Source organism: Acidovorax sp. Leaf191 (assembly GCF_001424425.1).
Taxonomy (GTDB): domain Bacteria; phylum Pseudomonadota; class Gammaproteobacteria; order Burkholderiales; family Burkholderiaceae_C; genus Acidovorax.
Genome location: NZ_LMPT01000012.1, coordinates 49,511 through 70,025, shown reverse-complemented (window position 1 = coordinate 70,025; position 20,515 = coordinate 49,511). Strand labels below are relative to the sequence as shown.

16 protein-coding genes are annotated in these 20,515 nt (G+C 67.2%); 13 read left to right on the top strand and 3 right to left on the bottom strand.

Annotated elements, in window-relative coordinates; all coding sequences use genetic code 11:
- The first annotated feature begins 49 nt into the window (after positions 1-49).
- From ASG27_RS08915 to ASG27_RS08860, 12 genes are all read left to right on the top strand, one after another.
- A complete protein-coding gene (locus ASG27_RS08915; RefSeq protein WP_235504017.1) occupies positions 50-733 on the top strand; it encodes a hypothetical protein in 684 nt (227 codons plus the stop codon).
- Between the two features lie 22 nt (positions 734-755).
- Complete coding sequence (locus ASG27_RS08910; protein WP_056417055.1) at positions 756-1,976, top strand: RtcB family protein; 1,221 nt, start codon at positions 756-758, stop codon at positions 1,974-1,976.
- 169 nt (positions 1,977-2,145) lie between these two features.
- Positions 2,146-3,015, top strand: coding sequence for a nucleotidyltransferase domain-containing protein (locus tag ASG27_RS08905; RefSeq protein ID WP_056417052.1), 870 nt, complete (start codon positions 2,146-2,148; stop codon positions 3,013-3,015).
- A 38-nt stretch (positions 3,016-3,053) separates the two neighbouring features.
- The gene (locus ASG27_RS08900; protein WP_056417050.1) at positions 3,054-4,118 is read left to right on the top strand and encodes an AAA family ATPase; all 1,065 of its coding nucleotides are present in this window, start codon (positions 3,054-3,056) and stop codon (positions 4,116-4,118) included.
- Positions 4,119-4,128: 10 nt separating this feature from the next.
- Positions 4,129-5,958, top strand: coding sequence for a vWA domain-containing protein (locus ASG27_RS08895; protein WP_056417046.1), 1,830 nt, complete (start codon positions 4,129-4,131; stop codon positions 5,956-5,958).
- On the top strand, positions 5,955-7,037 hold the full coding sequence (rtcA, locus tag ASG27_RS08890; RefSeq protein WP_056417043.1) for an RNA 3'-terminal phosphate cyclase: 1,083 nt from the start codon (positions 5,955-5,957) through the stop codon (positions 7,035-7,037). The genes ASG27_RS08895 and rtcA overlap by 4 nt, the downstream gene beginning before the upstream one ends.
- A 279-nt stretch (positions 7,038-7,316) precedes the next feature.
- A complete protein-coding gene (gene cysK, locus ASG27_RS08885; RefSeq protein WP_056417040.1) occupies positions 7,317-8,234 on the top strand; it encodes a cysteine synthase A in 918 nt (305 codons plus the stop codon).
- Positions 8,235-8,533: 299 nt separating this feature from the next.
- Complete coding sequence (locus ASG27_RS08880; protein WP_056163840.1) at positions 8,534-9,298, top strand: endonuclease/exonuclease/phosphatase family protein; 765 nt, start codon at positions 8,534-8,536, stop codon at positions 9,296-9,298.
- Complete coding sequence (gene clsB / locus ASG27_RS08875) at positions 9,295-10,620, top strand: cardiolipin synthase ClsB (RefSeq protein WP_056417037.1); 1,326 nt, start codon at positions 9,295-9,297, stop codon at positions 10,618-10,620. Before ASG27_RS08880 ends, clsB begins: the two co-directional genes overlap by 4 nt.
- A gap of 43 nt (positions 10,621-10,663) precedes the next feature.
- Positions 10,664-11,722 carry a lysylphosphatidylglycerol synthase domain-containing protein gene (locus tag ASG27_RS08870; RefSeq protein ID WP_082485948.1) on the top strand — a complete coding sequence of 353 codons (1,059 nt, stop codon included), beginning with the start codon at positions 10,664-10,666 and terminating at the stop codon, positions 11,720-11,722.
- 182 nt (positions 11,723-11,904) lie between these two features.
- Positions 11,905-13,623: an NAD(P)/FAD-dependent oxidoreductase gene (locus ASG27_RS08865; protein ID WP_056417031.1), complete on the top strand. Its 1,719-nt coding sequence runs from the start codon at positions 11,905-11,907 to the stop codon at positions 13,621-13,623.
- Positions 13,624-13,638: 15 nt separating this feature from the next.
- Positions 13,639-14,190, top strand: a complete 552-nt coding sequence (locus tag ASG27_RS08860; protein WP_056417028.1) for a VUT family protein — start codon at positions 13,639-13,641, stop codon at positions 14,188-14,190.
- Between the two features lie 969 nt (positions 14,191-15,159).
- Here the strand turns inward: ASG27_RS08860 and ASG27_RS08855 are convergent.
- Positions 15,160-16,503, bottom strand: coding sequence for an amidohydrolase (locus ASG27_RS08855; RefSeq protein WP_056416551.1), 1,344 nt, complete (start codon positions 16,501-16,503; stop codon positions 15,160-15,162).
- Between the two features lie 127 nt (positions 16,504-16,630).
- Between ASG27_RS08855 and ASG27_RS08850 the strand changes: the two genes are divergently transcribed.
- The gene (locus ASG27_RS08850) at positions 16,631-17,737 is read left to right on the top strand and encodes a GlxA family transcriptional regulator (RefSeq protein ID WP_056416554.1); all 1,107 of its coding nucleotides are present in this window, start codon (positions 16,631-16,633) and stop codon (positions 17,735-17,737) included.
- 12 nt (positions 17,738-17,749) lie between these two features.
- Here the strand turns inward: ASG27_RS08850 and ASG27_RS08845 are convergent, their stop codons facing one another.
- Together ASG27_RS08845 and htpX are read right to left on the bottom strand one after the other, a co-directional pair.
- Positions 17,750-19,321 (bottom strand): methyl-accepting chemotaxis protein, encoded by a 1,572-nt coding sequence (locus ASG27_RS08845; protein ID WP_056416558.1) that lies wholly within the window; start codon positions 19,319-19,321, stop codon positions 17,750-17,752.
- A gap of 304 nt (positions 19,322-19,625) precedes the next feature.
- Entirely contained in the window at positions 19,626-20,501 is an 876-nt protein-coding gene (htpX, locus tag ASG27_RS08840; RefSeq protein WP_056163883.1) for a protease HtpX, read from the bottom strand.
- Positions 20,502-20,515 lie beyond the last annotated feature (14 nt).

Here is a 20,515-nt window from a genome sequence, read left to right as displayed (position 1 = left end):
AAAGAAACTGACCGCACGTGAAAGGCGCGCGAACCGTAAGGAGACGCCCGTGAGTTGCGAGTCGATCAACCTGGATCCAGCGGTCTACAGCGCGGCATTGCGCTACCTTTTCGACCGCCCCGTGCCCGACAAGAGCGGGCAGGAGTGGTACTGGCTGATCGACGAGCCGGAGTTCGACGCCACGCCGCTGCAATGGACACACATCCAGACCGTGCTGTTCGCCAATGCGGGCACCGACCTGGCGCCCTACAGCGACGAGCACGTGGGTATGGGCCTGAACCATGTGATGAGCAACAACGCGGGCGACATCCCGCACATGGTGAACGACCCGTCCGTGCCCCTGGCCGACGCTATGCGCATGATGCGGGCCCTGCCCACCTTGTGGCGCGACTGCCTCGGCCCGCGCCTGGACACCGGGCCGAGCCCCATCGGGAGCCGAAGCGACCGCCTGTACTTCGTGAGCTACATGTGGTTTGACGTGTGGCCCACGTTCTGGAACGCCAAGGACATCCCTGAATGGCGCGACGCGATGTGGCAGGTGTTCTGCGAGATGCTGGCGATGCCTTACCGGGCTGCCCAGGAATCGGCATTGCACGGGATCGGTCACGAGGGTGTGCGCCTGAAGCGCCCCCAGGAATTGCAGGCGCACATGGACGCATTCATACGGCAAGTGAAGAACGACGACGAACTGAAGAACTACGCCCAGGCCGCAGCGCGCGGAATGGTTCAATGAACGACAAGGACGAAAGAACGAAATGAGCAACTACGAACAACTCGAAGTACCCAACGGCGTGCCCGTGAAGATGTGGACGAACGGCGTGCCCGTGGAAGAAGACGCCAAGAACCAGCTGCGCAACATTGCCCGCCTGCCCATCGTGTTCAAGCACGTGGCGGTGATGCCCGACGTGCACCTGGGGATCGGTGCAACCATCGGCTCGGTCGTGCCGACGCTCAAGGCCATCATCCCCGCCGCGGTGGGTGTGGACCTGGGTTGCGGAATGATGGCGTGCAAGACCACGCTGACCGCCAGCGACCTGCCCGACAACCTGTCCGGCGTACGTGCCGCCATCGAGCGCGCCGTGCCGGTAGGGATGACGCCCAAGCACTTCGGCCGCGACAAGGGAAGCTGGGATACCCCGCCTGCCGAAACCGACCGCGCCTGGGCCGGCCTGGTGGACGAGTTCGACGAGATCTGCGAAGCGCACCCACGCATCAAGAACACGAACAACTACAAGCACCTGGGAACGCTCGGAACGGGGAACCACTTCATCGAGATCTGCCTGGACGAACACCAGTCCGTGTGGGTGATGCTGCATTCCGGTTCGCGCGGTGTGGGGAACGCCATCGGCACCCACTTCATCGAGCTGGCCAAGAAGGACGCCGAGATGAACCAGCGCAATCTGCCCGACAAGGACCTGGCGTACTTCGAGGAAGGCGCGCAGTACTTCGGTGACTACGTGAAGGCCGTGGGGTGGGCGCAGAAGTTCGCCGCCGCCAACCGCGAGGTGATGATGGGCCGCGTGATCGCCGCGCTGCGAAAAGTGATCACCAAGCCGTTCGAGACGCACGTGGAAGCGGTGAACTGCCACCACAACTACGTGCAGCGCGAAACGCACTTCGGGCAGGACGTGTTCGTGACCCGCAAGGGCGCGGTGAGTGCCGAGCAAGGCAAGCTGGGGATCATCCCGGGGAGCATGGGGGCCAAGAGCTTCATCGTGCGCGGAAAAGGCAACCCCGAGAGCTTCAACAGCTGCAGCCACGGCGCGGGCCGCACCATGAGCCGTACCAAGGCCAAGAAGATGTACACGGTCGAAGACCAGATCAAAGCGACCGAAGGCGTGGAATGCCGCAAGGACGCCGACGTGATCGACGAGATCCCGATGGCGTACAAGAACATCGACGCGGTGATGGCAGCGCAGGAAGACCTGGTGGAGGTGGTGTATACGCTCAAGCAGGTGGTGTGCGTGAAGGGGTAGCCCCCTGAGCCGCTTCGCGGCTTCCCTCCAGGGGGACGACGCCCTCGCTGCGGGGCGGCCCTTGCTTGGCATCTCTCGCCCGGGCCGCGCCAGTTGCGCAGGATTGCAGAAATTACTACATTTTTTATAGCTGCTAACGCTTATCCATCCAGCGCTCCAGCCATTTTTTATGCATACGCAAGAAGAACAACAAACAGAAATGCTCCGTTCCGCCCACCCGGTGGAGCCGCACATGCGCGCGCAAGTCATGCAGGAGCTGCAGCGCATCGAAGCCACGCACGACGTGACCATCCTCTTCGCCTGCGAGTCCGGCAGCCGCGGCTGGGGCTTTGCATCGCCCGACAGCGACTACGACGTGCGCTTCATCTACGTGCACCGGCTGCCCTGGTACCTCACAGTGGCACCCGGCCGCGATGTGATCGAGGTGCCGATCAGTGGCGACCTGGACATCAACGGCTGGGACCTGCGCAAGGCGCTGGGGCTGCTGCGCGAGTCCAACCCCACGCTGCTGGAGTGGCTGCGCTCGCCCATCGTCTACCGCGAAGAGGCGGCCACCATGGCGCCGTTCCGCGCGCTGGCAGAGAACGTCTTCTCCAACGCCAAGGGATGGCACCACTACAGCTCCATGGCCAAGAAGAACTTTCGCGAGCATCTGCAGGCCGACGAGGTGCGCTACAAAAAGTACCTGTACGTGCTGCGCCCGCTGCTGGCTGCGCGCTGGATCCGCACACGCCCCGGCGTGCCGCCCATGCGCTTTGCCGAGCTGGCCCAGCACACGCTGGACCCGGTGGCCGACGCCGCGCTGGTCGCGGAGATCAACGCCCTGCTGGAGGTGAAAATGCGCGCCGGCGAGGCCGCCACCAGCCCGCGCTGGCCCGGCATCCACGCGTTCATCGAGGCCGAGCTGGCACGCAACGCGGCCGAGCCTGTGCAGCCGCTGCCCGTGCCGGGGCATGCTGCGCTGGATGTGCTGCTGCATGACACCGTGCTGAAGTACGACAAAGCCTATTCACCGCACGCGTCGCACAAGCGTGCCTGAGCTCTTTCAAACCTTCATCTCCAATACACCGCGCATCCATGCAAGCCGTCCATTCACTCGCCCCTTCTCAACTCACCGAGTTTCTGCTGAACGTAGCCATCACCCGCCCCGTTTTTATCTGGGGGCCTCCCGGGGTCGGCAAATCGGCGCTGGTGGAGAGGTTTGCACACAGTGTGGGGCTGGAGTGCGTCTCCCTGCTGGGCAGTCAGCTCGCACCCGAGGACCTGATGGGCGTACCGCAAATCGTCGACGGTGTGAGCCGCTTCTGCCCCCCTTCCCTGATTGCGCGCAAAGAGCCCTATTGCATTTTCCTGGACGAGCTCAATGCTTGCTCGCAGGATGTACAAAAGGCGTTCTACAGCTTGATCCACGATCGTCGCGTTGGCGAATACACGCTACCCCGGGGCTCGATCGTCATTGGTGCAGGCAACCGCTCGCAGGACTCTGCCATCGTCAAGCCCATGTCGTCTGCACTGATGAACCGCATGGTGCACGTACACCTCAAGGTATCGGCATCGGAGTGGCTGGAGTGGGCCTCCGCCCATGGCATACACCCGATGGTGATCGAGTACCTGCAGCAGCGGCCTGATCATCTGTGGAGCTCCCCACCCAAGCATGAGGAGCCTTTCTCAACGCCGCGCTCTTGGCACATGCTCAGCGATGCGCTGCATGCGTTTGGCGAAGCGCCGTCGTCTTCGATGGCGGAGGCACTGGCCTACGGCTGCCTCACGCCACAACATGCAGCCCAGTTCAAGGCCTTCGGAAAGCTGGCTGCAGACCGGCACCGCCTGGAAGCGATTTTCAAAGGAGACGCCCGCTGGCCGCACGCGCCCGAAGACCGGGACGTGCTGTACTTTCTGGCACAGGCATTCCGCGCACGGCTGCTCAAGGCCCTGCCCCAGGAGAAAAGCGCGAGCGGCGGTGAGGTGCAGGCGCTGGTGCATCGCTCCAAAGCCATGCTGAAGGACCTTGCACAGATCAGCCTGGAGATGGCGCAGATCGCGGTGGCAGAGGAGGCGGGCCAGACGCTACCCGCTTGGTACATGATCGAAGTAGTGCGCGACCTGCCGCGGCTGGTGGAGCGGCAAGCCAAGTCGGCATGACTGCACAATCATGGCCAAAACCTCACACAAAACCAATCCTGCCACCCAGGCCTATGACGCCGGCATGGCAATGGTGCTGGCGCATCCGATCTTCGGCCCCCTGGCACGCCGGGCAAGCTGGGTACGCACTGCCACGTCGCAGTGTCCCGCGGACGGATGGATTGTTGTGCTGCGAAGCGGCATGGTGCATGTGCACCCCAAACGCCACGCAGCGGCGCCCGAATGGGCCTTCATGCTGGCGCGGGGTGTGCTCAGCTACGCCATGGAACTGTTCCAGACCGACCGCGGAGACTGGGCCAGCTGGTGCGCGGCATGCGATGTCGTGACAACGCGCTTTCTGACATCCGTCAAGTTTGGAGCGCCACCTTCTGATATCCAGATTGCGGCGGATGCGCCCGCATGGGACGAAGACCGCTGGTACCACCAGTTCTGCGAATCCGGCATTCCAGCCTGGGCCAAGGCCCTCGGACTGGCGGGCCAACACACCACCAGCCTGCAGCACCCTGATGCAACGCCAGAGCAGACCGCAGCGCCTAAACGGTATGGAACCTGGCAACCCAGTCAAAGCTGGAGCGAGGTGTTTGCTGCTGGCATCGCGAACTCGGTCACTCAGGCTGTTGAGATTGCTGCGGGAACCCGCGCCGCATTGGGGGCGGACACACGCAGTGCACTACGCAGCGCGACGGAACGCGCCCGCAGTTGGTTCATCAGCAGCTTTCCACTGCTGGGGGCCATGGTGGCGGCATTCACTGTCATAGAAGACGCGGATCTGTGTCGGCGCGAGGAGATCATGGTCGGTGCAGTGGATGAAACGCTGCGAACCATTTATATCAACCCCGCTGCAGGACTGACCGAGCATGAAATCCGCTTTGTGCTGGCACATGAAATCCTCCACGTGGCGCTGCGGCACATGGGACGCCGCCAGGGCCGTGACCCCTATCTGTGGAACGTTGCGTGCGACTACGTCATCAACGACTGGTTGATTCAGATGCAGGTGGGCAGCGCTCCCGCGCTGGGTCTGCTGCACGACCTGGAGCTGCGCGGTTTGTCGGCAGAGGAGGTGTACGACCGGATCGTGGTGGATCTGCGCCGCATGCGCAAGCTGATGACCCTGGCCGGACGGCAAGGCGACATGCTCGACCGCCGTATTTCTGCGCAACAGCAGCCCTTCACGGACCTGGATGCGTTCTACAAGGAGCAGTTGAGCAAGGGCCTGATGCTGCATGAATCCCAAGGCCGAGGCCTGTTGCCGAGCGGTTTGCTTGAGGAAATCCGTGCCTTGCTTCAGCCGCCCATTCCTTGGGAGGTGGAGCTGGCCCGGTGGTTCGACCACCACTTCCCTCCCATCGAGACTCGACGCACCTATGCACGACCAAGCCGCCGCCAGTCTGCCACGCCCGACATTCCCCGTCCGCACGTCGGACCCGATCAGCGCTGGCTGGAAGGGCGCACCTTTGGCGTTGTGCTGGACACCTCGGGATCAATGGACAGACACACGCTGGCCAAGGCGCTGGGGAGCATTGCCAGCTATGCGCAGGCCAAAGAAGTTCCTGCCGTGCGCGTAGTCTGCTGCGACGCAGCCCCATACGACATGGGGTACATGGCGGCGCACGACATTGCAGGCAGGGTGGAGGTCAAAGGCAGAGGCGGCACGATCCTTCAGCCAGCGATCACGCTGCTGGAGAACAGCGAGGACTTTCCGAAAGAGGGTCCTCTTCTCATCATTACCGACGCAGATTGCGACCACCTGAGCGTGCGTCGCACGCACGCCTACCTTCTTACTGCGGGCCGGCGCTTGCCTTTTACACCGCGTGGCGAAGTTTTTTCCATGAACCGATGAACCTGACTCTTTCTTCAACCGAGACTGCATCCCCCCTCACCCTCGACGGCTCCACCGGCGAGGGCGGCGGCCAGATCCTGCGCACCGGCTTGGCGCTTTCCATGGTCACCGGCCGGCCGCTGCACATCACGCGCATCCGTGCGGGGCGGCCCAAGCCGGGTCTGATGCGCCAGCACCTGGCCTGCGTGCAGGCTGCGGTGGCCGTGAGCGGCGGGCAGGCGGACGGCGCCGAGCTGGGCTCGCAGACGCTGCTGTTCACGCCCGGCGCGGTGCGTGCGGGCGACTACCGTTTTCAGATCGCGACGGCGGGCAGTTGCCTGCTGGTGCTGCAGACCGTATTGCCCGCGCTGATGCTGGGCCATGGCGAAAGCCGTGTGCAGCTATCAGGCGGCACGCACAACCCGATGGCACCGCCGTTCGACTTTCTGAAGCGGTCGTTTGCACCCCTGGTGCGGCGCCTGGGAGTGGGGCTGGACCTGCAATTGCAGCGGCGCGGCTTCTACCCCGCCGGGGGCGGCGAGCTGGTGGCGCACATCACGCCGTCGGCACAGCCGCTGACACCGGCGGACGTGGTGGAGCGCGGGGCGCTGCTCAACGCTTATGGCGAAGCGCTGGTGCCGGGCCTGGCGCGCAACATTGCGCACCGCGAACTGGAGGCCCTGGGCCAACGCATGGGCTGGACGTTCGAAGCGGGGCAGCTGCGCAACCCGCCCACGCGGCAAAACGAAGGGCCGGGCAATGCGCTCATCGCCACGCTGGAATACGAGCACGTGACCGAGGTGTTCTGCCAGCTGGGCGAGCGCAGCCTGTCGGCCGAGCAGGTGGCCAAGCGGCTGGCGGACGAGGTGCGTACATACCAGCGTAGCCAGGGCGCGCTGGGGCCGCACCTGGCGGACCAGTGGATGCTGCCGCTGGCGCTGGCCGTGTGGCGCAGCGGGCGGGCCGCGCGCTACACCTGCACCGAGGTCACGCAGCACACGGCCACCAATGCGCAGACGATTGCGCTGGGCCTGCCGGTGCGTGTGGAGATCACGCCGGTGGATCGGGCGATGCGGGTGGAGATCAGCCCGCTGCGGTGAGCGCAGCTGGAATGACGGAAAGGCGGGAAGGCGGGAAGTGGCACCTCGGATATATCCATATCACCGGGGCTGTCGAACAACTGGTTCAGAATGCGCGGGACACCGCAATGCCGGTCGGTGACCCGTCCATCCGGATCTGTCGAAAGGCCAGCCACGCCATCGTGCCCTGACTCCGACAGGCTCAGTCTCAACGGATGGTTGTTTATCTGGCCCCTCACCGGCTGGCATTGGGGCACCCCGTCACCCCTACCCACTGAATCGACCTTCACAGGAGACGCCATGAAAGCTGACAACATTCTGCAAACCATCGGCAACACGCCGCACGTGCGCATCAACCGCATTTTTGGCCCGGCGGCCAATGTGTGGGTGAAGTCCGAGCGCAGCAACCCCGGTGGCTCCATCAAGGACCGCATTGCGCTGTCGATGGTGGAAGACGCCGAGAAGTCGGGCGCGCTCCAGCCCGGTGGCACCATCATCGAGCCGACCTCGGGCAACACCGGCATCGGCCTGGCTCTGGTGGCGGCCGTCAAGGGCTACAAGCTCATCCTCGTGATGCCCGACAGCATGAGCATCGAGCGGCGCCGCCTGATGCTGGCCTACGGCGCGCAGTTCGACCTGACGCCGCGCGAAAAGGGCATGAAGGGCGCGATCGCCCGCGCGCAGGAGCTGCAGGCCCAGACGCCCGGGTCGTGGATTCCGCAGCAGTTCGAGAACCCCGCCAACATCGATGTGCATGTGCGCACCACCGCGCAGGAGATCCTGGCGGACTTCCCGGACGGCGTGGACGTGCTGATCACGGGCGTGGGCACGGGCGGGCACATCACGGGCGTGGCGCGGGTGCTGAAAGCCAAATTCCCGAACCTCAAGGTGTTCGCGGTCGAGCCCACGGCGTCGCCCGTGATCTCGGGCGGCGCGCCGGCCCCCCACCCCATCCAGGGTATCGGCGCGGGCTTTGTGCCCAAGAACCTGGACACCAGCGTGCTCGATGGCGTGATCCAGGTCGATGCCGAACCGGCGCGTGAATACGCCCGCCGCAGCGCGCGCGAAGAGGGGCTGCTGGTCGGAATCTCCTCGGGCGCCACGCTCGCCGCCATTGCGCAGAAACTCCCTGAGCTGCCTGCGGGCGCCAAGGTGCTGGGCTTCAACTACGACACGGGCGAGCGCTACCTGTCCGTGGAAGGCTTCCTGCCCGCGTAAAGCCCCCTGAGGCGCTGCGCGCCATCCCCCCCGGGGGGACGCGACCCGTGGACTGCAAGAACCAGATCCACGGTGGCGCCGGCCCAGGGCGCGCGAGTTTGAGGCCGAGGTCGGGTTGGTTCTTGACCCTTGCTGCTCATTGCGCCGCCGTACTGCACGCCTTTTTCGGCCACGGCAGCACATGCCAACGGCCAGACGTCCTACAGAGGCCGCGCACCACGGCCACAACAATCGTTTCACCCTTCGCACCGCCCTGCATGGCGCTTTCGCTGCAGGGATTCCACAACGATTGTTTGCCCATGGCCACCACCCCATCCCAGCCCATTGCGTTCAAGGTTCTGACCGTGAACGTGCACAAGGGCTTCACCACATTCAACCGGCGTTTCATGCTGCATGAGCTGCGCGAAGCAGTGCGGGAGGTGGAGGCAGACCTGGTGTTTCTGCAAGAGGTGCAGGGCACGCACCACAAGCATGCCAGCCGGCTCGCCAACTTTCCGCAGGTGCCGCACTACGAGTTTCTGGCGGACACCATCTGGTCGCAATACGCCTACGGACGCAACGCGGTGTATGACAACGGCGACCACGGCAACGCGCTGTTGTCCAAGTTCCCCATCACCCGCTATGACAACCACGATATCTCGATTGCCGGGCCCGAGCGCCGCGGCATGCTGCACTGTGTGCTGCAGCCCCCGGGCCACCACCTGCCGGTGCACGCGGTCTGCGTGCACCTGGGCCTGCAGGAGTCGCACCGCCAGCGGCAGTTGAAGCTGGTGTGCGACCTGGTGAACACGTTTCCGAAGGACGAACCCGTGGTGCTGGCGGGCGACTTCAACGATTGGCGCCACCGCGCCCATTCCATTCTGCACCGCGGCGCGGGGCTGGAGGAGGTCTTCGTACAGGCCTTCGGCCGCGCGGTGCGCACCTTCCCTGCGTCGATGCCGTTGCTGGCGCTGGACCGCATCTACGTGCGCAACGCGTCGGTGCACTCGCCGCTGACCCTGCCCAAGAAGCCGTGGGACAAGCTGTCGGACCACGCCCCACTGGCCGCGGAGATCTACCTATGAACCTGCGACGCCCCAACTTCAGGCCACCGCGCTCTTCGCGCTGGGTGCCCGGCAACCATTTCGAGCTGCTGGAAAACGGCGAGGAGTTCTTCCCCCGCGTTTTCGAGGCTATCCGTGCAGCGCAGCGCGAGGTAGTGCTGGAGACCTTCATCCTGTTCGAGGACAAGATCGGCAAGCAGCTGCACGAAGCCCTGCTCGCCGCGGCCGACCGCGGGGTGGAAGTGCATGTGCTGGTGGACGGCTTCGGCTCACCCGACCTGTCCGACGAGTTCGTGGGCAGCCTGGTCGGGGCGGGTGTGCGTTTTCGCATCTTCGACCCGGGCCGCCGCTTCATGGGGCAGCGGCTCAACGTGCTGCGCCGCATGCACCGCAAGATCGTGGTGGTGGATGGCGAGCTGGGATTCATCGGCGGCATCAACTACTCGGCCGACCATGTGGCGGACTTCGGGCCCGAGGCCAAGCAGGACTACTCGGTGGCGATGCGCGGCCCCATCGTGGCGCAGATGCACCGCTTTGCACGCGAGGCGGTGCTGGGTCGCGGCGGCCGCAGGCCGCAACAGCCGGATCGCAAGGCACAGCAAAAGGAGCCGGCCACGGCAGGCAGCGCCGACGCGATCTTCGTCACGCGCGACAACCACCATCACACCAACGACATCGAGCGCCACTACCGGGTGGCGCTGCGCTCGGCGCGTGACCGCGTGGTGATCGCCAATGCGTATTTCTTTCCGGGCTACCGCTTCATCCGCGAGATGCGGCGCGCCGCCAAGCGCGGTGTGGACGTGCGGCTGATCCTGCAGGGCCAGCCTGACATGGCCATCGTGCGCACCGCCGCCAGCATGCTGTACGACCACCTGCTGCGCGCCGGCGTGCGCATCTACGAGTATTGCGACCGCCCGCTGCACGGCAAGGTGGCGCTGGTGGACGACGAGTGGTCCACCGTGGGTTCGAGCAACCTCGACCCGCTGAGCCTGTCGCTGAACCTCGAAGCCAACGTCATCATCCGCGACCGCGCCTTCAACGACCACCTGTATGGCCGCCTGTCTCACCTGATGGAGAACAGCTGCAAGCAGATCAAGCCCCAGCCGTCCGGGCGCTTCGATGGCCTGCGGCTGATGCGCAGCTACCTGGTGTTCCACCTGATGCGCTGGTTCCCCACCTGGGCGGGCTGGCTGCCCCGGCACCAGCCCACCATCACCATGGTGCGCGCCGAGGCGGAAGCAGCAGCAGCAGCGACGGCTGCCGCCGCATCCACCCAGGCGGACGGCGCCACCCACGGCGCTGCGGCCCAGGCGACTGCGCCGAACGCCGGTGTCGCCGCTTGATGCAGCCCTGCACCGTGCGCCGCTCATAACCACACCGCCCGCCATGGCTGCCAGCACTCCCCACCCCCTTGCATTGGAGCCCGGCAGCGACAGCGATGACCTGCATGCCGCCCCCACCCCGGGCTGGCGCGGCATCACGCAGCGCCCCTGGTGGCCCTGGCTCACCCGCGGCCTGGCGCTGGCGTTCTTCGCGGTGGTGGCCTGGCTCATCGTGCGGCAGGCGCGCACCGTGGACTGGCCCGCCGTGGGGCAGGCACTGCAGGCCTTGCCGGTCAGCGTGCTGGCCATCGCGGGCGCGCTGGCGCTGGCCAGCCACTGCACCTACGGCACCTTCGACCTGATCGGCCGCCACTGCACCGGCCACCGCCTCTCCCGCCCCGCCACGCTGGGCATTGCGATGACCAGCTACCCCTTCACCTTGAACCTGGGTTCGCTGATCGGTGGCGTGGGGGTGCGCTACCGGCTGTACGAGCGGCGCGGCGTGGACAACGGCACCATCGGCCAGGTCGTGGGCACCAGCATCGTCACGAACTGGGTGGGCTACCTGCTGCTGGCCGCCGTGCTGCCCTGGCTGTGGCAACCGCCGGCCCTCGCGGGCTGGGCCGCCGAACCCTGGCAATGGCGGGCCGGCGGCGCCCTGATCGGCTGCCTGCCCGTGGCCTACGTGGCGCTGTGCGCGCTGCGCGCGGGCCGGGCGCTCAGGTTGCGCGGCCTGGAGTTTCCGTTGCCGCACTGGCCCGTGGCGCTGTGGCAGGTGGCCGTATCCGCCGCCAACTGGATGCTGATGGGCGCGGCGCTGTGGACGGTGCTGCAGGGCCAGGTGAGCTACCCCGCCGCCCTGGCCACCGTGCAACTGGGCGCTGTGGCCGGGCTCATCCTGCGTGTGCCCGCAGGGCTGGGCGTGCTCGAAGCGGTGGGCGTGGCTTTGCTGGCCAGCGGCATGGCGGGCGCGCTGGGGCAGGACAAGGTGTTGGCCGCGCTGCTGGCCTACCGCGCGCTGTATTACTTCCTGCCGCTGGTGCTGGCGGCCATCGCGTTCGGCGTGGCGGAACTGCGCTGGCGCCGGGGTGGCGACGCCGCCACCGCGCAAAGTACGAAGTAAAAAAGGCCTCTGCCGCGCATCCAGAAAGCGGTAGAAGCTATTCTTTTGATAGCAATCTCAGACAGCGGCCCCGGGTGGCGCCTGCGATGGCGACACCCGCCAGCACGCTGGCGCACGCTCCCCGGTAAAATCACGGCCCCACGACTTTGCACCCCGCCCGATCGACACGGGCCCGCAAGACCATGATCCGCCTCTCTGAAATCCGGCTGCCGTTCACGGTCGCCGAAGACCCCGACGCGCTGCTGCGCTCCGCCGCGGCCAAGCTCTTGGGCCTGGCCCCGGCCGACATCACCCACCTGCACGTCTTCAAGCGCAGCTTCGACGCGCGCAAGGTGGACCTGCTGGCGGTGTACATCATCGACATCACCCTGGCCCGGCCGGAGCATGAAGCCGCGCTGCTGGCGCAGTTCGACAGCCACCCGCACATCCAGCCCACGCCCGACATGGCCTGGCACCCCGTGGGCCAAGCTCCTGCCGACCTGCCCCTGCGCCCCGTGGTGGTGGGCTTTGGCCCCTGCGGCATCTTTGCGGCGCTGGTACTGGCGCAGATGGGGTTCAAGCCCATCGTGCTGGAGCGTGGCAAGCCCGTGCGCGAGCGCACCAAGGACACCTGGGGCCTGTGGCGCAAGCGCGAGCTGCATGCCGAGAGCAACGTGCAGTTCGGTGAGGGCGGCGCGGGCACCTTCAGCGACGGCAAGCTCTACAGCCAGATCAAGGACCCGCGCCACCTGGGCCGCAAGGTCATGAACGAGTTCGTCAAGGCCGGCGCCCCGGAAGAAATCTTGTACGTGGCCCACCCGCACATCGGCACCTTCAAGCTGGTGAAGGTGGTGGAGAACCTGCGCGAGCAGATCATCGCGCTGGGCGGCGAGATCCGCTTCGAGCAGCGCGTGACGGACGTGGTCGTCGAAGGCACGGGCGACACCCGCCACCTGCGCGGCCTGAAGGTGCTGAACCAGGCCACGGGCGAGACCACCCACCTGCGCGCCGACCATGTGGTGATGGCCCTGGGCCACAGCTCGCGCGACACCTTTGCCATGCTGTACGACCGCGGCGTCGCCATGGAGGCCAAGCCGTTTTCCATCGGCTTTCGCATCGAGCACCCGCAGGGCATCATCGACCGCGCCCGCTGGGGCCGCCACGCCGGCCACCCGCTCTTGGGCGCGGCCGACTACAAGCTGGTGCACCATGCGCAGAACGGCCGCGCGGTGTACAGCTTCTGCATGTGCCCCGGCGGCACCGTGGTGGCAGCCACCAGCGAGCCCAACCGCGTGGTCACCAACGGCATGAGCCAGTACTCCCGCAACGAGCGCAACGCCAATGCGGGCATGGTGGTGGGGATCGACCCGAGCGACTACCCCACCGATGCCGCCGCATTCGACGCCCACCTGGGCCACACCCACGGCATCGAAGCAGTGCCGCAGGGGCAGTTCCACCCGCTGGCGGGCATCGTGCTGCAGCGCCAGCTGGAGTCCAACGCCTTCGTGCTCGGCGGGCGCGACTACAGCGCGCCGGGGCAGCTGGTGGGCGACTTCATCAAAGGCACGCCGTCCAAACATCTGGGCGATGTGGAGCCCTCGTACAAGCCCGGCGTGGCCCTGGGCGACCTGCACGCCGCCCTGCCCGGCTACGCCATCGCCGCACTGCGCGAGGCGCTGCCCGTGTTCGGCCGCAAGATCAAGGGCTTCGACATGCATGACGCGGTGCTGACCGGCGTGGAGACACGCACGTCGTCGCCGCTCAAGATCGGGCGCAATGAGAACCTGCAGAGCCTGAACACCGCCGGCCTGTACCCGGCGGGCGAAGGCGCGAGCTATGCGGGCGGCATCCTGTCGGCAGGGGTGGACGGGATCAAGGTGGGCGAGGCGGTTGCGCGCGCCCTGCTGGGCACCACGGCCTGACGTAGTGGTGGTGGCATGCCGGCTGCGCTGACGCACCCGACCCGCGCGCAGTTCGCTGCCGCGGCCCTGGCCATGGCCGCCGTGGTGCTGGCCTCCAACATCCTGGTGCAGTTCCCGATCAACGACTGGCTCACCTGGGGTGCCATCACCTATCCGGTGGCCTTCCTGGTGAGTGAACTGGTCAACCGCGCCCACGGCCCGCAGCAGGCACGCCGCGTGGCCTGGGTGGGCTTTGCGGTGGCGGTGGCCGCATCGCTGGTACTGGCACCTGCGCGCATTGCCATCGCGTCCGGCACGGCGTTTTTGCTGTCGCAATGGCTGGACATCGCCGTGTTCGACCGGCTGCGCCACGGCACCTGGTGGCGCGCGCCGTTGGTGGCCACGCTGTTGGCTGCGGTGCTGGACACGGCGGTGTTCTGGAGCATCGCCTTTGCTGGCAGCAACGATCCGTGGGTGACGTGGGCGCTGGGGGATCTGGGGGTGAAGCTGGTGTTGGGTGTGGCGCTGCTGCTGCCGTTTCGGCTGCTGGTGGGTCGGAGCGCTGCGCTCTACACACGGTCGGGTTGAGGTTGTAGAAACCTGTGCGCTTGACCTGCGTCCGTTCGGGTTGAGCCTGTCGAAACCGGGGCGCATCGATCCACGTCCGTTCGGGTTGAGCTTGTCGAAACCGGGGTGCGCTCGCAGGCTCGCTGGTTTGTACCGCGTGCCTGGTTCAAGGGCGGAGGCCGGGAGTCGCCCGGCGTGCGAGTAACTTTCTTTCCGTGGGGTGCGCTGCGGAACTCGCTGCGCGCTGCCGCGCTACGCTCAAACATCCGCAGCGAGTCAGTTCACKATGCGTGTGTCCTTCGGCACACGCTCACCCCACGCCCTGCGCTCCTCGGCGCATCCTGAAGGGATGGGGCAGCCGGACATCCACACGGGCCATTGCTTCGCTCGGCCCCACCTCGCGGGCGCAAGCGCCACGCGCTGCGCAGGCAGGGCCGAGCGCAGCAATGGCCCGTATGGCTGTTCGGAGGTTGGCTGTTCGGCTGTCCACCCCCTGTGGCTGCGCCTGCGTCGGGGCGGTTGCGGGGTGGCATGCGCGTCGSAGCGCGCATGCYTCGTSMTCTAGCTCGCCGCAGTTGTCTGAACGGAGCGCCTCAGGCGCGCAGTGAGTTCTGCGGCGCACCCCGCAACCGCCCCGACGCAGGTTTGCCCCGTAGCGCAGCGAAGGGGTCGCAGACTKGGGGTCGCCTTCTCTTTGGTGACTTTCTCTTGGCGAACCAAGAGAAAGTTACCGCGCCGCCGGGCGCGCACCCCGGCTCCCGCACTCAACACGGGCATGCTGCCGAATCAGCGAGCCCGCGAGCAGCACCCAGGTTTCGACAAGCTCAACCCGAACGGATAGCGGGCAGATCACCGGCACAGGCCCAGGCTTCGACAAACTCAACCCGAACGGGCGAGGCTGCAACAGCTCAGGTTCCGACAAGCCCAATCCACGCAACCTGAAGAGCCCCAACCCCAGTCGCCACCACAACCAGCGCCGAGCCCCACGCCCTACTTGCGCTGCAAGAAATCCACCGCCAGCGCAGCCAGCGTGCGCGCCCCCACCGGCAACTGGTCTTCATCGATGTCGAACAACGGCGAGTGATTCGACGGTGCCTTGTTGAAGTCCGCCCCCTTGGGCGGCGCGCCCAGGAAATAGAAGAAGCCGGGAGCCACCTTCTGGAACTCCGAAAAATCTTCCGATCCGCTCACCTTGGGGATGATCATCGCCTTGCCCCCCGACGCCAGCTTGAGCGCGGGCAGCGATGCGGCAGTCAGCTCGGCCGGGTTGGTGGTCACCGGGTAGGCCACGGGCCCGAAGCGCACCTTGGCCTTGGCGCCGCTCGATGCTGCGATCTGCTCGGCCGTGGTGGTGATGCGCTTCAAGGCCTCCTGGCGCATGCCTTCGTCGAAGGTGCGCAGGGTGCCCAGCAGCTCCACGTTGTCCGGAATGATGTTGTAGCGCGTGCCGCCGTGGATGGAGCCGATGGTGACCACCGCAGGCTCCTGGCTGATGTTGAGCTGGCGGCTCACCACCGTCTGCAGGCCCAGCACGACCTGGCTGGCGGCCACCACCGGGTCGACCGCGTTCCAGGGCGACGAGCCGTGGCCGCCGCGGCCTTCCACCTGGATGCTGATGTTGTCCGAGCCCGCCATCAGCGGGCCGCTGCGGTAGCCCACCACGCCGGACGGCAGGTTGGCCGTGATGTGCAGGCCGTAGATGGCCTGCACGTCCTTCATCGCGCCCTCTTCCACCATGGCCTTGGCGCCGAAGCTGGGCACCTTGCCGTTGGCGTCGGCCTCCACCGGGGCGCCTTCCTCTGCGGGCTGGAAGATGAACTTGATGGTGCCGGGCAGCTGGGCCTTCATGCCGGCCAGCGCCTCGGCCGCGCCCATGAGCATGGCCACGTGGGCATCGTGGCCGCAGGCGTGCATCACCGGCACTTCCTTGCCCAGGTAGGTGGCCTTCACCTTCGAGGCGAACGGCAGGCCGGTGTTTTCGGGCACGGGCAATGCGTCCATGTCGGCCCGCAGCGCCACCACCTTGCCCGGCAGCCCGCCGCGCAGAGTGCCCACCACGCCGGTGCCGCCCACGTTGGTCTGCACCTCCATGCCCAGCTTCTTGAGGTGCTCGGCCACGAGCTTGGCGGTGCGCACCTCCTGGCCCGACAGTTCCGGGTGGGCATGGATGTCGCGGCGCCAATTGACCATCTTGGGCGCTACCTTGTTCACGGCGGTGTCGATGGCCTGCAAGCCGGCGGCATCGAGCGCTTGAGCGTGGGCCGAAGATACGACGGCCAGCCCGCTGGCAGCGAGGCCGGCGGCAAGGGCGATGGCAGAAAGGGTTTTGTGCATGGAGCAGGTCCGTAAAGGTGGGTGGCAGCTTGCAAAGCCGTGATGGAACAAAAAAGCACGTCCATGCTAAAAGCTGCACCCCACTGCATGACAAGCGAAAATAGCCATCCAAAGAGCCAATACCGCCATGCAGCCTCCACGTTTCCCCCCGCCCGCCGGCACGACGGGTCGCACCGAGCCTGCGGTGTATCGCATCGACATCCCTTTGCTGCCCGAGTCCGCGGCAGGCAATGCGCTGCAGCTCATCGACCTGCTGCGCAGCGCGAATCTGCTGGCCGGCTTGCGCCTGGGCGCGCAGGCACCACGCCTGGCCTGGCGGCTGCTGGACGCCGAGGGCCTGCCCCTGCCGCAGTTGCCGGGGCCGCTGGCGGCCTATGGCGCCGCCCCTACCCAGTCAGACGACCCGGCGGCCGACCGCGCGCCCGCCCAGGCGCTGTTCATCCCGTCGTTCCACGCGCCGGACATTCCGGCCATCCGCGCGGTGGCGGGCCGCTACGGCGCGCTGTCGCGGCAGCTGGGCATTGCGGTCGATGCGGGTTGCAAGCTGGTCACCGTGGGCAACGGCGCCTGGCTGGCCGCGCACAGCGGGCGGCTCAACGGGTGCCAGGCGAGCCTGCCGTGGTTCTACATCGCGGGGTTCGAGCGGGACTTTCCGGGCATCGGCCTCAGCCTGGGCCAGGATGTCTCGGACGACGGGCCCTGGCTCAGCGGCGCGCTGCCGCACAGCGTGAATCTGCTGGCCATCGCCCTGGTACGCCACGCGATGGGCCCGGAACTGGCCGCCGCCTGCGAGTCCGTGATGGCACCCGACCACCAGCGCGCCCGCGCCGCGTTGCAGGCCAACGCGCAGCAGCACATCCCGGCCACGCGCGACAGCACCCTGGCGCGCGCCATCGCCTTCATGGAGGCGCACCTGGACCAGCCCTACGCCCTGGCCCGGCTGGCCGAGGCTGCGTCGGTGAGCACGCGCACGCTGCTGCGGCACTTCCAGCAGGAGCTGTCGCAGTCGCCGCTGGACTACCTGCACGGCCTGCGCTGCGCGCGCGCCCGGGTGATGCTGGAGGTGACGCTGGAGAGCGTGCCCAGCATCGCCGTGGCCTGCGGCTATGCGGACCCGGCGGCCTTTCGGCGCATCTTTGCGCGCTACACCGGCATGGCGCCGGCCGAGTACCGCAAGCGGCATGCGCTGCGCGCGCCGCGCCGGCGCTGGCGGGTGGAGGTGGCGGCGCGCTGAGATCGGAAGGGTCTAACGCAGCAGCGCGTTGCCGGCGGGCAGGCGGAACGCCTCCACCAGCTCGGCCAGTTGCTGCGCCTGCACCCGCAGGCCTTGGGCGGCGGCCGACGATTCCTCGACCAGCGCGGCATTCTGCTGCGTCATCTGGTCGAGCTGCGACACGGCCTCGCCCACCTGGCTCAGGCCCGTGGTCTGCTCGCGCGCGGCGGTGCTGATCTCGCCGATGATGGTGGCCACCTGGCCCACAGAGTCGACGATCTCGCCCATGGTGCTGCCGGCCGCGTGCACGAGCTTGGAGCCTTCGTCCACCTGGCGCACGCTGTCGCTGATCAGGCCGCCGATCTCCTTGGCCGCCGTGGCCGAGCGCTGGGCCAGGTTTCGCACCTCGCCCGCCACCACCGCAAAGCCGCGGCCCTGCTCGCCCGCGCGGGCGGCCTCCACCGCGGCGTTGAGCGCGAGGATGTTGGTCTGGAACGCGATGCCGTCGATCACGCTGGTGATGTCGGCAATGCGGCGCGACGACAGGGCAATGCCGTCCATGGTACCGACCACGCGGTCCACCGCCTCGCGGCCGCGGCGCGCCACATCGCTCGCGCCCGTGGCCAGGCTGCTGGCCTGCGCGGCGGCGTCGGCGCTGTGGCGCACGGTGGCCAGCAGTTCTTCCATGCTGGCGGCGATTTCTTCCAGGTTGGAGGCCGTGTGCTCGGTGCGGGCCGACAGGTCGCTGTTGCCCGCGGCGATCTCGCTGCTGGCGCCCGCCACCGAGGTGCTGGCCTGGCGCATGCCCACCACCAGCCCGGCCAGCCGTGCCTGCATGCCGCCCAGGCGTGTCAGCAGGGCTTGCAGTTCGTCGCGGTTGCCGGCACTGGGCGTGGGCACGGCGGTCGTCAGGTCGCCTTCGGCGATGCGGTCGGTCACTTCGGACGCTTGTGACAGGGGCTGCAGGATGGAGCGCGAGAGCAGCCAGGCGCAGGCCAGGCTCAGCAGCAGCCCCACGGCAGAGCCTGCCGCCAGCAGCGCGATGCCCTGGCTTTCGCTGCGGCCAGCGGCTTCGCGGGCTTCCACCACGCGCTGGCGCTGGTACTCGGCCAGCTTGTTCACCGACGCCGCGTACGCATCGGCTGCAGGGCGCAGGCGCGTGGCGATGGCGTCGGGCGGCAGGGCCTCGCCGTCCTTGCGGCGCTTGACCAGATCGTCGCGCACCGTGCGAAAGCCGTTGCCGGCCTTGTCGATGGCATCGAACAGGGCCTGTGATTCGGGGTCGGCCGCGAGTTCGTCCAGCCGCTTGCGCACCTCGGCCGAGCGGGCCGAGGTGACCTTGCGGTCCGCATCGATGCGGGCCGCGTAGGCCGCGTTGTCGATCTCCAGCAGGGTCTCGGCGCGCACCGAGCTCAGCACCACGATGGCGTGCAGTTCGCGCGCCAGCAAGGCGCGTTCCGACGAGGCGCCCCCCAGGTCATCCGCAATGTCCTGCAGCCCCGCCAACCGCCAGATGCCGACGGCGGCAGACAACGACATGACAAGGCACACAACGCCAAAGGCCAGGGCCAGGCGCACCGCAACACGTGCGTGGGAGATGGACATACAACAGGGTTCCGTAAGAAGGTTTTCGGGGCACGGCGTACACGACCGGCCACACTGCCCGGCCCCGTGGCGAGTTTATCGACAGAAAGTTACAAACACTTGAGAGCTGAGGCCACCTCCCCACGCCTGGGCCCAGAGGCAGGGGCCGCTCGGCACGCCTGCCACCGCACTCGCCGCGGCTCGGCCTTCCCCCACGAGCGCCGGGCCCCGCCGAGGCGCCCATGAAAAAACCGCCGCAGGGCGAAACCCTGCGGCGGTCGATGGTGGGGGGCACGGGGGCGTTGAAAACCCCGTGCAATCCGCCTTACTGCTGCGCGTTCTGCAGCGCGGCGATGCGCTCTTCGATGGGCGGGTGGGTGGAAAACAGCTTGCCGATGCCGCCGGCAATGCCGAAGGCGGCGACGCTCTTGGGCAGCTCGCCGGGGTGCATGCCGCCCAGGCGGGCCAGGGCGTTGATCATCGGCTGGCGGCGGCCCATGAGCTGGGCGGCACCCGCGTCGGCGCGGAACTCGCGCTGGCGGCTGAACCAGGCCACGATCATCGCGGCGACGAAGCCCAGCACGATGTCGAGCACGATGGTGGTCACGTAGTAGCCGATGCCGGGGCCCGAGCTGTTCTCGTCGTTCTTGCGCAAAAAGCTGTCGACCGCGTAGCCGATGACCCGCGACAGGAACACCACGAAGGTGTTCATCACGCCCTGGATCAGCGTCATGGTGACCATGTCGCCGTTGGCGATGTGGGCCACCTCATGGCCGATGACGGCCTCGACCTCGTCGCGCGTCATGCCCTGCAGCAGGCCGGTGGACACCGCCACCAGCGCCGAGTTCTTGAAAGCCCCCGTGGCGAAAGCGTTCGGGTCGCCTTCGAAGATGCCGACTTCGGGCATGCCGATCTTGGCCTGGTCGGCGAACTTGCGCACGGTCTCCACGATCCAGCGCTCATCGGGGGAGCCGGTGCCGTCGATCACGCGCACGCCCGAGGTCCACTTGGCCATGGGCTTGCTGATGAGCAGCGAGATGATCGCGCCGCCAAAACCCATGATGAGCGCAAAGCCCAGCAGCGCGCCCAGGTTCAGCCCGTTGGCCGTGAGGTAGCGGTTCACGCCCAGCAGGCTGGCCACCACCCCCAGCACGACAACGACGGCCAGGTTGGTCATCACAAATAACAGGATCCGCTTCATGGAATGAGTTCTCC

Bases quoted from the DNA above. Each gene is read 5' to 3' on its own strand.
- ASG27_RS08865 (WP_056417031.1), top strand. From the start codon at position 11,905: ATGATCCGCCTCTCTGAAATCCGGCTGCCGTTCACGGTCGCCGAAGAC.
- ASG27_RS08900 (WP_056417050.1), top strand. From the start codon at position 3,054: ATGCAAGCCGTCCATTCACTCGCCCCTTCTCAACTCACCGAGTTTCTG.
- htpX (WP_056163883.1), bottom strand. From the start codon at position 20,501: ATGAAGCGGATCCTGTTATTTGTGATGACCAACCTGGCCGTCGTTGTC.
- ASG27_RS08845 (WP_056416558.1), bottom strand. From the start codon at position 19,321: ATGTCCATCTCCCACGCACGTGTTGCGGTGCGCCTGGCCCTGGCCTTT.
- ASG27_RS08850 (WP_056416554.1), top strand. From the start codon at position 16,631: ATGCAGCCTCCACGTTTCCCCCCGCCCGCCGGCACGACGGGTCGCACC.
- ASG27_RS08870 (WP_082485948.1), top strand. From the start codon at position 10,664: ATGGCTGCCAGCACTCCCCACCCCCTTGCATTGGAGCCCGGCAGCGAC.
- ASG27_RS08880 (WP_056163840.1), top strand. From the start codon at position 8,534: ATGGCCACCACCCCATCCCAGCCCATTGCGTTCAAGGTTCTGACCGTG.
- cysK (WP_056417040.1), top strand. From the start codon at position 7,317: ATGAAAGCTGACAACATTCTGCAAACCATCGGCAACACGCCGCACGTG.
- ASG27_RS08860 (WP_056417028.1), top strand. From the start codon at position 13,639: ATGCCGGCTGCGCTGACGCACCCGACCCGCGCGCAGTTCGCTGCCGCG.
- ASG27_RS08910 (WP_056417055.1), top strand. From the start codon at position 756: ATGAGCAACTACGAACAACTCGAAGTACCCAACGGCGTGCCCGTGAAG.
- ASG27_RS08855 (WP_056416551.1), bottom strand. From the start codon at position 16,503: ATGCACAAAACCCTTTCTGCCATCGCCCTTGCCGCCGGCCTCGCTGCC.
- ASG27_RS08895 (WP_056417046.1), top strand. From the start codon at position 4,129: ATGGCCAAAACCTCACACAAAACCAATCCTGCCACCCAGGCCTATGAC.
- ASG27_RS08905 (WP_056417052.1), top strand. From the start codon at position 2,146: ATGCATACGCAAGAAGAACAACAAACAGAAATGCTCCGTTCCGCCCAC.
- rtcA (WP_056417043.1), top strand. From the start codon at position 5,955: ATGAACCTGACTCTTTCTTCAACCGAGACTGCATCCCCCCTCACCCTC.
- clsB (WP_056417037.1), top strand. From the start codon at position 9,295: ATGAACCTGCGACGCCCCAACTTCAGGCCACCGCGCTCTTCGCGCTGG.